The organism is Fructobacillus tropaeoli (genome assembly GCF_016860625.1).
Classification (GTDB): domain Bacteria; phylum Bacillota; class Bacilli; order Lactobacillales; family Lactobacillaceae; genus Fructobacillus; species Fructobacillus tropaeoli.
Genome location: NZ_BOJU01000004.1, coordinates 129,039 through 142,864, shown reverse-complemented (window position 1 = coordinate 142,864; position 13,826 = coordinate 129,039). Strand labels below are relative to the sequence as shown.

At 43.4% G+C, this 13,826-nt stretch carries 14 protein-coding genes and 2 tRNA genes; 6 read left to right on the top strand and 10 right to left on the bottom strand.

Annotated features, from left to right (window positions below):
• The first annotated feature begins 21 nt into the window (after positions 1 to 21).
• Together FT12353_RS06240 and FT12353_RS06235 are read left to right on the top strand one after the other, a co-directional pair.
• Positions 22 to 171, top strand: coding sequence for a hypothetical protein (locus FT12353_RS06240; protein ID WP_168779053.1), 150 nt, complete (start codon positions 22 to 24; stop codon positions 169 to 171).
• Positions 172 to 297: 126 nt separating this feature from the next.
• Positions 298 to 966 carry a phosphatase PAP2 family protein gene (locus tag FT12353_RS06235; protein ID WP_059393997.1) on the top strand — a complete coding sequence of 223 codons (669 nt, stop codon included), beginning with the start codon at positions 298 to 300 and terminating at the stop codon, positions 964 to 966.
• A gap of 139 nt (positions 967 to 1,105) precedes the next feature.
• Here FT12353_RS06235 and nrdF read toward each other — a convergent pair whose 3' ends face one another.
• From nrdF to nrdH, 4 genes are all read right to left on the bottom strand, one after another.
• Complete coding sequence (nrdF, locus tag FT12353_RS06230) at positions 1,106 to 2,080, bottom strand: class 1b ribonucleoside-diphosphate reductase subunit beta (RefSeq protein WP_047975091.1); 975 nt, start codon at positions 2,078 to 2,080, stop codon at positions 1,106 to 1,108.
• 1 nt (position 2,081) lies between these two features.
• Entirely contained in the window at positions 2,082 to 2,522 is a 441-nt protein-coding gene (nrdI, locus tag FT12353_RS06225; protein ID WP_059393998.1) for a class Ib ribonucleoside-diphosphate reductase assembly flavoprotein NrdI, read from the bottom strand.
• 279 nt (positions 2,523 to 2,801) lie between these two features.
• Positions 2,802 to 4,973, bottom strand: coding sequence for a class 1b ribonucleoside-diphosphate reductase subunit alpha (nrdE, locus tag FT12353_RS06220; RefSeq protein ID WP_059393999.1), 2,172 nt, complete (start codon positions 4,971 to 4,973; stop codon positions 2,802 to 2,804).
• Positions 4,974 to 5,078: 105 nt separating this feature from the next.
• Positions 5,079 to 5,309, bottom strand: coding sequence for a glutaredoxin-like protein NrdH (gene nrdH, locus FT12353_RS06215; protein ID WP_059394000.1), 231 nt, complete (start codon positions 5,307 to 5,309; stop codon positions 5,079 to 5,081).
• 469 nt (positions 5,310 to 5,778) lie between these two features.
• On the opposite strand from nrdH, the gene FT12353_RS06210 reads away from it, so the two are divergent.
• The 3 genes from FT12353_RS06210 to hflX all read left to right on the top strand — a co-directional run bounded on the left by FT12353_RS06210 (position 5,779) and on the right by hflX (position 9,439).
• Positions 5,779 to 7,224: a hemolysin family protein gene (locus FT12353_RS06210; protein ID WP_059394001.1), complete on the top strand. Its 1,446-nt coding sequence runs from the start codon at positions 5,779 to 5,781 to the stop codon at positions 7,222 to 7,224.
• Positions 7,225 to 7,383: 159 nt separating this feature from the next.
• Positions 7,384 to 8,055: a histidine phosphatase family protein gene (locus FT12353_RS06205; RefSeq protein ID WP_059394002.1), complete on the top strand. Its 672-nt coding sequence runs from the start codon at positions 7,384 to 7,386 to the stop codon at positions 8,053 to 8,055.
• 76 nt (positions 8,056 to 8,131) lie between these two features.
• Positions 8,132 to 9,439 carry a GTPase HflX gene (hflX, locus tag FT12353_RS06200; RefSeq protein ID WP_059394003.1) on the top strand — a complete coding sequence of 436 codons (1,308 nt, stop codon included), beginning with the start codon at positions 8,132 to 8,134 and terminating at the stop codon, positions 9,437 to 9,439.
• 168 nt (positions 9,440 to 9,607) lie between these two features.
• On the opposite strand, the gene FT12353_RS06195 is transcribed toward hflX, so the two are convergent.
• From FT12353_RS06195 to FT12353_RS06170, 6 genes are all read right to left on the bottom strand, one after another.
• A tRNA-Gln gene (locus FT12353_RS06195) sits at positions 9,608 to 9,679 on the bottom strand.
• A gap of 33 nt (positions 9,680 to 9,712) precedes the next feature.
• Positions 9,713 to 9,795, bottom strand: a tRNA-Tyr gene (locus FT12353_RS06190).
• Between the two features lie 88 nt (positions 9,796 to 9,883).
• Positions 9,884 to 10,069, bottom strand: a complete 186-nt coding sequence (locus tag FT12353_RS06185; RefSeq protein WP_059394004.1) for a hypothetical protein — start codon at positions 10,067 to 10,069, stop codon at positions 9,884 to 9,886.
• Between the two features lie 134 nt (positions 10,070 to 10,203).
• Positions 10,204 to 10,476, bottom strand: a complete 273-nt coding sequence (locus FT12353_RS06180; RefSeq protein ID WP_059394005.1) for a type II toxin-antitoxin system RelE family toxin — start codon at positions 10,474 to 10,476, stop codon at positions 10,204 to 10,206.
• Complete coding sequence (locus FT12353_RS06175; protein ID WP_059394006.1) at positions 10,473 to 10,688, bottom strand: DUF6290 family protein; 216 nt, start codon at positions 10,686 to 10,688, stop codon at positions 10,473 to 10,475. The genes FT12353_RS06180 and FT12353_RS06175 overlap by 4 nt, the downstream gene beginning before the upstream one ends.
• Positions 10,689 to 10,837: 149 nt before the next feature.
• Positions 10,838 to 13,108 (bottom strand): MMPL family transporter, encoded by a 2,271-nt coding sequence (locus FT12353_RS06170; protein WP_203619158.1) that lies wholly within the window; start codon positions 13,106 to 13,108, stop codon positions 10,838 to 10,840.
• 128 nt (positions 13,109 to 13,236) lie between these two features.
• Here FT12353_RS06170 and FT12353_RS06165 point away from each other — a divergent pair, with 128 nt between their 5' ends.
• Positions 13,237 to 13,752 (top strand): TetR/AcrR family transcriptional regulator, encoded by a 516-nt coding sequence (locus FT12353_RS06165; protein ID WP_203619157.1) that lies wholly within the window; start codon positions 13,237 to 13,239, stop codon positions 13,750 to 13,752.
• The last annotated feature ends 74 nt before the right edge of the window (positions 13,753 to 13,826 follow it).

Sequence of the window (13,826 nt, the reverse complement as noted above, 5' to 3'; positions counted from 1 at the left end):
TCTAATATAAGGAGTTACACCATGGCAGTTAAGACACCATTGAATTCATTTGCCCGCGGCCGTAAGGTCGGACACGACTCTTCTAAGAAGAAGCGTCAAGCTGCTGTTGCTCAATTGCAACAATGGGCTAAGGGAAAGACAACAGAAATCCCTAACACAAGCACTAAGTAAGGAAAACTAGCGTTCAGCTAGTTTTTTTTCTTGATTTTTTCATAAATCTGAAGAAAACTGCTTGTCTTGCCTGGCGGCCATGCTTATACTAAATGTTGAGCAATCACTTATTTGGAGACCAAACCTATGATTATTTCCGTCGAAAATAAACAACGCCGCCGGGCAGTCTTTGCCACCCTGCTCTTTATCGTTCTGGCCGTTTTAATTGGCACCAATGCGTCTTTTTTGTATGAAATGAATGAGTCAGTTCGCTTCTTTATGACTGGAATTCAAACGAGTTACGGTAATGCTATTATGTCGGCAGCAACCTTCTTAGGTTCGCCACTCATGTGTCTAATTTATGCCGTCCTCTTAGCAAGCGTCCTACTTTTGGCAAACTTAAAAATCCCGGCATTTTGGGTAATCTTTACCGCCTTTGGTCAAATTATTTTGACCCAAATCATTAAGTTCTTTATTCATGCCTCGCGCCCCGTTGGTCACCTCTTAACGGACACCGGCTACTCATTCCCGTCACAACACGTCGTTGCTATTTGGTCAATCGTTTTTATCCTGTTCTTGTTGGTGACACCAAACATTAATTCGATGATCTTACGGATCTTGATTGACTGGATTTTAATTACCCTGGCGCTGATGGTTATGCTCTCGCGACTCTACTTTTCTTCGCAATTCGCCTCAGACGTCATTGCCGGCTACCTACTTGCCTACGCTTGGGTCGTCCTCTGCGCTAGCCTTTATCCGACAGTCGCAACCACATTGAAGAAAAATTTTTGGGCGTTCAAAGAACAAGAAATTTAATATTGATCAGACTCAGTCGCTAACGACCGAGTCTTTTTTATTTGTCATGCAAAAACATGATCCACTAAAAATCAGCCCACCCTTCAAACAAAAAAATGCCCACCGCTTTGAGCGGTGGGCATTCTGATTTGTTAGAAGTTTAGTCTTCCTTATAATCGTCATCAGACATGGCTTCAACTTGTCCCAACAAGTAACCATTACCAACTCCTGAGAAGAAGTCGTGGTTTGATGTGGAAGTTGAAATACCATTCATCACAACTGGGTTAACCTGGTCGGCGTTGTCTGGGAACAATGGTTCCTGTCCCAAGTTCATCAAGGCCTTGTTGGCGTTGTAGCGCAAGAAGACCAAGACGTCATCCGTCCAACCAATTTGATCATAAATTTCGTGGGTAAACTTTTCTTCGTTGTCGTACAAATCGTACAACAAGTCATACATCCAAGTCTTCATTTCTTCTTGTTCCGCTTCTGAAAGCTTGTTAAAGCCGATTTGGAACTTGTAACCGATGTAAGTACCGTGCACAGACTCATCACGCAAAATCAGCTTGATGATTTCGGCAACGTTCAGCATCCGGTTGTGGCCCAAGTAGTACAAAGGCGTGTAGAAACCTGAGTAGAACAAGAAAGTTTCCAAGAAGACCGAAGCAACCTTCTTTTGCAATGGTGTACCATTTTGGTAAACATCATTAATCTTGTTCGCCTTGTACTGCAAGAATTCATCATGATCGGCCCATTCGAAGGTCGCATCAATCTCTGACTTGTCGTTCAACGTTTCAAAGATTGAAGAATATGACTTGGCGTGAACAGATTCCATAAATTGGATGTTGTTCAAAACCGCTTCTTCCTTTTGGTTAACTGCATCGCGACGCAATGAAGCCATTCCGTCCTGTGACTGCAATGTATCCAAGGTCGTCAAACCACCGAAGACCAAGTTATAAACCCGGCGTTCCGTATCATTCAAATCACCACGCCAGTTGCGCAAGTCGTTTGAAATTGGGACACGGGTATCCAACCAGAATTGTTGGGTCAACTTTTCCCAGGTAGCCTTATCCAAGGCGTCCTCAATGTCGTTCCAGTTAATGGCAGTATATGAGCCGTTATTCACGTGTTCAACCATGTTATTCTCCTAATGTTTCCGTGATGCTTTGGTAAATTTTTTCTGCGTCGTAAGAAGTCCCACGTAACTCGTAGTCTCCAATCACCGGTACCTGATACTTTTTGGCGTAGCGCTTCGCAGTCAAAATATATTGATCGTTAAAGTTGCGGTTCCCCGATCCAACTACACCCCTTATTAGTGTAGCATTGTCTTCAAAATCAATATAGTCTGCGAGTGCGTTCGTAAAGATTTCGATTACTGCAGGGCCGGTACCGGTACCGCCCGTCAAGTAGGTTGGTACAATCGCCACAAAGGGTTGGTGTTCAGCTTCATAATCGGTTTCATCACCGACTACTTTAGCGTCAATCATGTCACCTTTTTCTTCAGCAACCGCTTGCAGCTTATTAATAAACGACTGTGTATTGCCCTCAATGCTGGCATATAAAAGTCGGTATGTTGCCATCGGACTTTCCTTTCTAAACAGCGTAGGCTGTTTGTCAGAACTTTGAATTAGAGTTATTTGATAATATTTGAACAAAGTTCATGCAACGTATTCAATTTAACAGCTAGGTTGACAGCCGTCAACCCCTAAAATATGTACGACTGAGCAGTGCTCAGTCATTTGTGAACCCGGTAAACAAGACCAGGCTAACGGTTGAACACTTATTCACAATCGCATTTTGTTAGAAAAATTTTCTAACTTAAATTCCTGTAAGCGTATCCAATTAGAATTAAATCGTCATTAAATTGAGCAAGACTCACATTCGTTGATACCAGCCTCTTGGTTATCATCCGTATATGTTCGAACATAGTACAGAGACTTGATGCCCTTCTTGTAAGCATAATTACGCAACTTAGACAAATCACGTGTGGTCATCTTCTCCGTCCGACCATTCTTCCAGTCATAAAGACCTTCCGGAATCGTTGAGCGCATGAAGAATGTCAAAGACATTCCCTGGTCAACGTGTGGCTGAGCGGCTGCATAAATATCAATGACCTTTTTCATGTTCGTGTCATAGGCAGAAACATAGTAAGGCAACGTCTCATTTGACAGACCAGGTGCTGGGTAGTAAACCTTCCCAATCATTCCTTCTTGACGTTCTTCAATCTTGTTAACGATTGGCAACAAAGAAGCCGTGGTGTTATTGACGTATGAGATTGAACCAGTTGGCGCTACCGCGTGACGGTAAGCGTTGTACAAACCGTTCTTTTGCACTTGATCGCGCAATTCTGCCCAGTCTTCCTTCGTTGGTACTGGCAGGTTAGCAAACAGTTCCTTCACCTTATCAGTCTCTGGGCCCCAATCTTGGCTGACATACTTTTCAAAGTATGTGCCGTCAGCGTAAGCTGATTTGTCAAAGTCCTTGAAAGTTTCTTGACGATCCAATGCGATGTTCATTGAAGCCTTCAATGAGTAGAAGTTCAATGTCATAAAGAAGACCTTGGTAAAGTCCAACGATTCTTTATCACCATACATCATCTTATTTTGAGCAAAGAAGGCCGCCAGACCCATGGCACCCAAACCAACGGCGTGGTTTTGTTGGTTACCATTTTGTACGGATGGAACCACGTTCAAATTAGATTGTTCAGAAACAAATGACAGAGCGCGGATCATCGCATCGACAGAGCCGGCGAAATCATCCGTCTTCATCATGTTAACGATGTTGATTGAACCCAAGTTACATGAGATATCCTCACCTAAGGTTGTATATTCCTGTTCATCGTCAATGGTTGAAGGTGTTTGCACCTGCAAAATTTCAGAACAAAGATTTGATGAAATGACCTTTCCAGCAACTGGGTTAGCACGGTTAACTGTATCGATGTTCACGATGTAAGGGTAACCGGATTCTTGCTGAAGCTTTGAAATTTCTTCTTCAATCGTTCGGGCAGGAATCATCTTCTTCGTGATTTTGTCGTTCTTCAACATGTTGTCATATTCGGCAGTGATATCAACATAGTTGAATGGCATGCCGTACTCGCGTTCAACATCAACTGGTGAGAACAAGGCCATTTCTTGGCCCTTTTCAATCAAGTCGTAGTACTTGTCGGGCACAATCAAGCCCAATGACAGGGTCTTCACGCGGACCTTTTCGTCGGCGTTTTCCTTCTTGGTAGCCAAGAAGGTCATCAAATCAGGATGGAAGATGTTCAAGTAAACAACACCGGCTCCCTGACGGGCTCCAACCTGTGAAGAAAAAGTAAAGGAATCTTCTAACAACTTCATCACTGGCACAATCCCACCAGCAGAATTGGCAATGCCCATCACCGGTGCGCCAGCTTCACGAAGGTTTGAGAGATTGATCCCAACTCCCCCACCCATCTTTGACAACTGCAAAGCTGAGTTGATTGTTCGGCCGATGGAGTTCATGTCATCGCTTGTTTGCAAAACGAAACAAGAAACCAATTCACCACGACGAGCACGACCAGCATTCAAAAATGATGGTGTTGCCGGTTGGTAGCGCTGGTGAATCATTTCATTGGCCAAGGCCATCGCTAAGTTCTCATCACCGTTAGCGTAGAACAAAGCATTCAAGGCAACGCGGTCCAAGTAAGATTCAACATAGTAAGCCTTGTCGTTCGTCTTTTGCGCATATTGGTTGTAGAACTTAAAGGCCGCCATAAAGGAACTAAAGTGGAAGTCTTGTTCCTCTAAGAAGTCATACATCTTGTTGATGAAGGCCATGTCATATTTTTTGACCAGGCCCTTATCCAAAAAGTCGTTTTCAATCAACCAATCGTAATGAGCTTCAACAGAGTCAAACCGCTTTAAGTTTGGTTCAACGTTTTCCTTCATGAAGGCTGCCAAAGCTTCCTGATCCTTGTTCAACTGAATCTGGTTGTCCTTTGGAATATTGATTTCGTTATTTAAATCAAAATAGGTAACCTGTGTAAGGTCAAGATCCAATAATGACATATAATTCTCCTCGTTTTTTATAATTTGTTCGTTTTCCCCTTAAGAAGAAAAATTCCGCATAGACCAATCAGGACTAGGCGGAAAAAATCGTGACACTAAAAAAACTTAGGCCGTCAAAGACTTCAAGGCGTCAGGTTGAAAACCAGAGAAGGCTTCCTGACCAGCAATTTGAACAACAGGTGTCTGCTTAAAACCAGCATCCTTCAATTGAGCAAGATACTCTGGTTGTTCTTCGATATTAATTTCTTCGTAGCCAACCCCCATGCTGTCGAGGTAGCGTTTTGTCATCTTGCACTGTACACAATTATTTTTGGTAAAGACCGTTACTTGAGCCATACTTTTGGTCCCACTTTCTTTTATATTTTTCAAGCAATTCCCTGTCGCACCCGCATTTACAAGCACTAACAAGCAATTGAGCTAATTACTAGTTTAGCCGATTTTTCTTAGAGTTCAAGGCCTAAAACTGTCCGCACAAACATTTGTTCGCCTAAAGGCCTTTCTAATAGGCTTTTGATTTTGCATATTTTTTAATTCACAATATTCACTGTATTTTTAAAAGCGCAATCTAATCCCTTTTGTTGAAACAAGTGCGCTTACTTTGCCCCTATATTAGCGCCTTTTTTTGTCAAACAAAAAGAATTTTGCTTGTGAAATCAGTCTGGCCAAGAATACTAGACCAATTCTAACGACAAACAAGATTATCTTTTCCGTTTCATAAGCTTTGCCAATAAAGATTATCTTTTTTGTTTCAGAAAGTTTGCTATAATAGAGGAAATATCTAAATTATATAAGTGAGGTAATAACTGTGGATTCTGGTCCCTCGTTCTTGTTGAATGCGTTCGTCATCATCTTTATTTTGTTGTTGGCGGTTTTGTTTACACTAACGGAATATTCTCTTGTTAAGGTGCGCTTGTCGGCCTTGGAGGCTCTTCAAGCTGATCGCGAAAAGCCATCAAAAAACATTGCGCACGCCATTCATATGGTGTCGCACCTAACGGAGTTCTTATCGACTGCTCAAGTCGGAATTACATTAACATCTTTGATTTTAGGTTGGATTGGTGAGGAAACCGTTGCTGATTTGATTTTGGCAACTAATATCCTTCCAGCTGACTATGCCAAGCCTGTCGCTTCTGTTGCGGCCATCGTTATCTTTACGATTATTCACGCCGTCTTTACCGACTTGGTGCCAAAGAACATTGCCATTCAAGAACCAATCAAGGTCTTGTTGTTAATTGTGCGTCCAGTCCGCTTCTTTCATATTGCCCTTTTCCCATTCATTTGGATCCTCGATCACTTATCAAATTGGTTAACCCGTTTGATTGGTTTCCAGGTCACTAATGATGATGATATCTATTCACAGACGGAAATCCTTTCCTTGTCGAAGAGTGCTGCTGAAGCCGGTGAATTGGATACCGAAGATTTGACCTTTATGCAACGTGCTTTTGAAATGAACGATAAGGTCGCCGCTGACGTCATGATTGATCGAACATCAATGGATGTGATCGATGTCCATGATACGATTGCCAAGGGGCTTGATGAGTACTTGCAAAAGCGTCACTCTCGTTTCCCGGTTGTCGCTGACAACGATAAAGATAAGGTTTTGGGTTATGTCTTTAACTACGACCTTGTTCGCCAAAATCGAATTTCTGGGAAAAACCCTGTTGCTCAAATTATGCGTGACATTCCTGCCGTCCCTGAAAACATGGACTTGCACGATGTCATGGATGAAATGACCATCAAGCGTTCTCCAATTGCGGTGGTCGTCGATGAATACGGTGGTACTGCCGGAATCATTACTGATAAAGATATCTACGAAGAACTTTTTGGTTCTGTTCGAGATGAAATCAATGATGAATCCGATGAATACATCGAAAAGCTTGGTAATCAACGCTATAAGGTTTCTGGTAAGACAACCCTGTATGATTTCCAACGCTACTTCCAGATTCATGTAAAAGAATTAGACGACGATGAGGCCGTGACCTTGACTGGTTACGTTTTGAAGCGCGATCCTGATTTCCGAACTGGCGACTCTTTACGAATTGCCAACTATCAAATCACGGCGCTTGATTACGAAAACGCCTTTATCCCTGAATTTGCTGTCAAAGAGCTTGAGACGAAACCAGAACCTGATAACACAGATTCTGACGATGCCGATAGCCAAGGCACTTCTGAAAGCAAGCCCTCCATGTCTGAAAAAGACCGTGAGCGCTTAAAGTTTCAGCTCAAGGGTCAGGATACCGACCCCGAATAATATTTAAAAAGTCGACGAATTTTCGCCGGCTTTTTTGATTAAAAAATCAGTCCGAAAGACCGGCAAAGCATTTGGCTCACCTGCCTTTCGTGGTACACTAGAAACAAGAAATCTTCTAACAAAAGAAGAAGAAAAACAGATTTGAAGGAGTCTTATTTCATGGCAGGAATTGATGTTTATATGGTCCGCCACGGCCAAACTTACTTTAACCTTTTACGCCGTTTCCAAGGATTTTCCGATGCACCGTTAACTGATGCCGGCATCCAAGATGGGCATAAGGCTGGTCAACGCCTCGCCAAGATTCACTTTGATGGTGCTTACTCTTCTGATTTAACACGGGCAATCCACACTGCTCGCTATGCCTTGAGTGAAAATCAGGCACAGTCACCAGTAGAACCAACTACTTTGCCCAACTTCCGTGAAGAAAATTTCGGTTCTTTTGAAGGCCGCGACTCCCAGGTTACATTAACAGACTTGAATGCTCGGGTACCAAAGACCTACAACGCATACGCCGACATGGTCGCAGACCTCGGTATGCCAGTTGTCATGGATATTTTCCACGATGCAGACCCCTATCACCTAGCTGAGTCCTACCAAGAATTCGTCAACCGCATCGAGGCTGGCTTTAAAGACCTGAAAAGTCGCCACCAAGACGGCGACAAGGTCCTGCTTGTCTCTCATGGGACAACCATTCGGGCAATCGCCGATTACTTCGGTCATCCCGAAATGGCCGCCCATCCGGTGCATAACGGTGCCGTCATGCACCTGCGCCTTAAAGACGACGGTGCCGATATCTTGGCCTTCAACGACATCACTACCGTTTTTGATTAAGAAAACATTTTTTATTCAATTGTTCCCAAACCGCTACTGAAATCAGGGCGGTTTTATTTCACAGAAAGGCCTGTGTATGCCAACAACCTTTAAAGAAACCTCACAAAAGCCTAGCCGACCCGTCCTTTTGGCCGGCTTACGAACGGACCAAAAGCAAAACCTAGAATATGAACTAACAGAGTTGGAAAACTTGGCCTTAGCCAATAACTTACAACCAGTTGAAACCTTCCTTCAATCATTGGAGCGCCCCAACCCGGCCACTTATTTCGGTAAGGGCAAGGTTGATGAACTCAAGATTGCCGTTGAAACCTACGATGCTGATTTAATCGTGACCAACGACGAATTATCCCCATCGCAAATCAGAAATTTAGAAGCCGAAACGGGTGCCACTGTTGTTGATCGGACCGGCTTAATCCTCGATATCTTTGCCGAACGGGCTCAGACCAAGGTTGCCAAACTCCAAGTTCAATTAGCCCGCCTGCAATATCAATTACCTCGATTGCGGACCTCGATGTCCGTCTCATTAGACCAGCAAACTGGAGCCGGTGGTGCCGGATTCACGAGCCGTGGTTCCGGTGAAACAAAGCTTGAGCAATCCCGCCGGCGCCTTACCAACGAAATGGTCGCCATCAAGAAGGAACTGGCAGAATTGCAAAAGGATGCCTCAACGCAAGCCAAGCAAAGGCAAGAATCTGAACTGCCAACCGTCGCCTTGGTTGGTTATACCAACGCTGGTAAGTCGACATTAATGAATCAACTCTTAGCTCGTTTTGGCCAAGGAGCCGGTAGTGACCAAAGCAAGCAAGTTTTCGAAAAGGACATGCTCTTTGCCACTTTGAACACTACTATCCGTCAGTTAACGTTGCCCGATAAGACGCAATTCCTCCTTTCGGATACGGTCGGCTTTGTTTCCAAGTTGCCCCATCACTTAGTCGCTGCCTTTGAGTCAACTCTGCAAGAGGCCGCCCAGGCTGATTTACTTTTGCAAGTAGTTGACATTTCTGACGCTCATTATCAAGAGATGATGACGACAACGAAGGAAACACTGGCCCGCTTAGGAATCACGGATAAGCCGATGATTACCATCTATAACAAGGCGGATATAGCAGAAATGGCCTTCCCACTGGTCGATGGTGATCAGTCAATTACCATTTCTGCCCGCGACCGGACTTCCCAGGATGAGGTTCTGACGCTGATTAAAAAGACACTCTTTGCCGACATGGCCGAAGTGAGTCTGCACGTACCCTTTGCAGACTCAAAGATTGTGGCTGAAATCTTAGACAAGCATGCCCTCTTGGCTCAAGACTTCAACGAATCTGGGACAACCATCCGCGTTTCCTTGAAGCCAAAAGAAATCGAACAGTACAAACAATACTTAGCCTAAAAAACGGCCTGACAGTGACGTCAGGCCGTTTTTATTTGCTTGTTGGTAAGTTGGTATAATTTGCCAACTTCTAACCACGTAAGCATCGAATAATGCTATTCTTTTTATCTCCCCGAGAATACAAAAAAAGACTAACAAGAAATTTCTTGTTAGTCTTTTTAATCATGATTGCCCCTGCTGGGATCGAACCAGCGCATGGAGGTACCAAAAACCTCTGCCTTACCACTTGGCCAAGGGGCAGTCGTAAAGCAGTGGCTGTCACAAGGGCAGCGATGGGAGCGGTAGGATTCGAACCTACGAACCCGAAGGAACGGAGTTACAGTCCGTCGCGTTTAGCCAGACTTCGCTACACTCCCGTATATCTTTACGACTATAATAGTATATCAAGATACGCCAGGCATTGCAAACTTTTTATGACTTTATTTCTGCTTTGATTAATTCCGCTCACCGCTGATTCTTCTTAAAATAACCAGAAGTTTTTTCGGCTGCTGACCACCCTAACTGCAAGAAAAGTGGCGTTGCCACAATATAAAACATAATTTTAAAGAACAGTTGATCAAGCCACAAGCTACCCACAAAGGCGATAAGACTAGCGAGCGCTAGTAACCACATTATCTTCCGATTTTTCATGCTGAACTCTCCCCGTCTCAAACAAAATTTCTTTATTCTAAACTAACAAATAAGGGCAATTCTGACAAGTCTTCACTCGGTTATGCAAACAAAAAAACCGCCCCCAACGGAGCCGGCTTCTTCAAGTTATCTTCTTATTTATTACGATAAACATCAGAGCGTTTATCAGTTTTCAGGACAACAACTACAAATTCATCATCAACAATATCAGCAATAATTCGATACTTCCCAACTCGATAACGCCACAATGTTTTGAATTCACCCTCTAAAGCTTTACCAAAAAGTCTAGGATTATTCGTACCACTGATATTTAGCTCCAGCCAGTTATAAAGGCGACGCTGTACCGGTTTATCTAGTTTTTCAAATTGCTTTTCAGCCTTCTTATCAAACTTCCACCGATATCTCATAGTCCAAATTTCGCTTTAATTTCACTAGGTGAGACGTATTCACGATTCTCTGAGTTAATCACTTTCATCGCATCGGCATAGTCTTCATCATCTTGACGCGCTTCATCAATCAAAGAAGCAATGAATGCAGTGACAGTCATCCCTTTAAATTCGGCATATTCTTTCGCCCATGCCATCGTATCATCTTTTAATCTTACAGTAGTCACACTCATCGCTGGTCCTCCTTTACTACATTTGTAGTATACCACCTTACTACAAATGTAGTAAGGCCTTTGAAGAATAATCTTAACAAAAAAACCGACCCTAACGGGGCCGGCTTCTTCAAGTTATATTAATTTTTAAGCAGAAAAATCAGAAGATGTTACTTGTGCTTGTTTCCTGGGAAAACCCAATTCCACTTACCAAAGATTTTCATCATGGCTGGAACAAAGAGCAAGCGGACAATAAAGGCATCGAAGAAGATACCAAATGACAAGGCCAAACCAACTGATTTGATTGTTGGGTCAGGATCCAAGGCAAATGATCCAAAGACCGCAATCATGATTAGGGCGGCCGTCACAACGATTGGACCAGATGACTGCATGGCAACCGTCACAGCACGGTCGTTATCACCAGTCTTAGCGTATTCTTCGCGGGCACGTGAGACCATAAAGACTTCATAATCCATTGCCAATCCGAAGATTAAGGCCGTTGCAATGATTGGCAAGAAGGAAATAATTGGGGCGCCCTTAGCAACACCGAAGATTCCCTTCATGAAGCCTTCTTGAATAACCAATGTGGTAAAGCCAAATGATGCTAACAATGACAAACCGAAGCCGACCATGGCCACCGCAGGCACGATGAATGAACGGAAGACAACCATCAACAAGATGAATGCCAAAACAATAATTGTCACTGCAAAGAGTGGTGTAGCGTGGTTCAATTTCTTCGTGATGTCCAAGTTAACGGCATTGACACCAGTCATCGTAATCTTAGCATCATACTTTGACTTCGTTGTGTCAGAGTAGCCCTTAATCTTGTTAACCAAGTCAGTCGTTTGCTTAGCAGCTGAACCCTTCGTTGGAATCACAACCATCATTGCGTACTTACCATCCGCACTGATTTGGTAAGGCTTTGAGGCTTGAGCAATAATTGCTTGTTTAATTTGAGCGGCTGCTTGATCTTGCTGAGCCTGAGTTGGTGCTTGACCAGTTGCTTGTGCTTGAGCCGCCATCTTTTGTTGTGCTTCTTGGGTCAATTGCGTCTGCAAAGTGGCTGCCTTTTGCTGGTCAACAGTCAATGGGCTCATCATCTTAACGCCCTTCATGTCAGCAATATGGCTGGCAATCTTGACCAAATTAGCTTCGTTTTCAGCTTGGCCCTTATCAGTGTCCATCTTAACGACAGCAATCAAAGGTGAGTTCACCCCTTCACCAAACTTATCAGAAATCATGTCATAAGCCTGACGCTCTGTTCGGTTATCAGGCAATGAACCGTTATATGGCATTCCCAAACGCATGTTTTGCGCTGGCAAGGCAATGCCGGCCAAGACCAAGATGGCCAGAATTGAAACTGTCCAAGGGTGACCAGTAATCAACTTAGTAATCTTTGATGGGTTCTTAGCCATGTGTTCAACAGTCTGATTGTTTGGCTTAATGAACTTAGCACAAGCCGCAATCAAAGCTGGCAAGAACGTCAACGCTGAAACGACAGCCACAGCAACGGCAACGGCTGTGGCCAATCCCATCGTTGTGACGAATTCGATACCCGCAAAGGCCAAACCACAGACGGCGATAATCACTGTTACACCGGCGAAGATGACTGAACTACCTGCCTCTGAAAGCGCCAAACCAAGCGCCGTCTTCTTATCTCCGTTCGTATCGGCCAAATCAGTCCGGTAACGGTTCAAGATAAAGAGTGAGTAGTCAATTCCAACGGCCAATGACAACATCACAGCCAATGTCTGACTAACACTAGCCAATGTGATGAAGTTGGTTCCAATGGTAATCAACAATACCCCCGAAACCAATCCCACAAGGGCTGAAATGATTGGCATTCCAGCCGTCACGAAGGAACGGAACAATACCAACAAGAGCACGAAGGCAATGGCAATTCCAATCAATTCAGACTTACCGCCCACCTCAATTGGTGTGACCTTCACTGATCCGGTAAAGGCAACCTTAGTATCGGAGCTCTTCACCTTATCGTTAAACGTGTTCTTAACGCCATCAATTGCGTCTTTTGAAACGTTTGTTGAATCATCCTTGAAGGTGATATCCACATAAGTCGTTGTCTTATCAGAGCTAATCACACCCGTTGTATAGGGGTTTGAAATCGACTTAATGTCAGAAGAATACTTCTTTTGTAGCTTATCGATAGCGGAGGCCACTTCGGCCTTCGTCTGATCGTCAGCGACACCATCCTTCTTATTTTGAATAACGGCCTTCATCGTTCCGCTATTCGGATTCATCTTAAACTCTTTTTCAAGAGTGCTTTGAATGTTAGTGGATGGAATGCCAGTAATTGTCAAATTAGTTGTGTAGTGAGAACCAAGTCCCACTGCCCCACCAATTAAGACAGCCACGGCAACCAACCAAACAAGAAAGGTTTTGAACTTATTTTCATAAATCCATTCCCCAAGACGCTTGAGCATGATTGCTCCTCCTTTTATTTAATCGTTGTGTACATTTTAATGGTGATATGTATATTATGAAAGGGATAAAATTGTTATACTGTTCCTTAGAGAGACAAATCTAAGAAAGTGTCCCATTTTTAATTCCGATGGCTAATAAAAATTACGAATTAATGCACAACCACATCATGGAAACAACGGCTGCGCTATTCGTGACCGTTCCATTTTCCAAATTAACGGTCAAGCAAATCTGCGAAGCCGCCAATATTAACCGCAATACCTTTTACCGGCATTTTGATGATAAGTTTGCGCTGTTGGAATTCATGCTAACAGAGGCTATCACCCGCCTCTTTGACCAGGTCGACTTAGCTGATTTTCGTAAGCACCCCTTTCAAATTATTGCCGCTATGGAGTTTTCAGCACCGATGTCAGCACTTGATTTTCAACTCGATGATTCCCTATTTCAGGATATCTTTGATAGTTTGATTTTTAAAGTGTTACGCCAGCTTACTGATGACCAGGATTTTTTGTGGAGTCTTGGGAATATGTATATTATCCGTCTCTGGAACCACAACTTAGAAAAGCCTTATACGCTTCATGAGGGTTACCCCATTTTCGATCAGATGTTTAATGAGGGAAAGTTCCCTGATGATGAGAGCAAGTAAATTTTTAAACAAAGAAAAAACCAGCTCAATTGAGCTGGCTTTTTCTTTATCTTCAATTTTATAAGCAGAAAAAA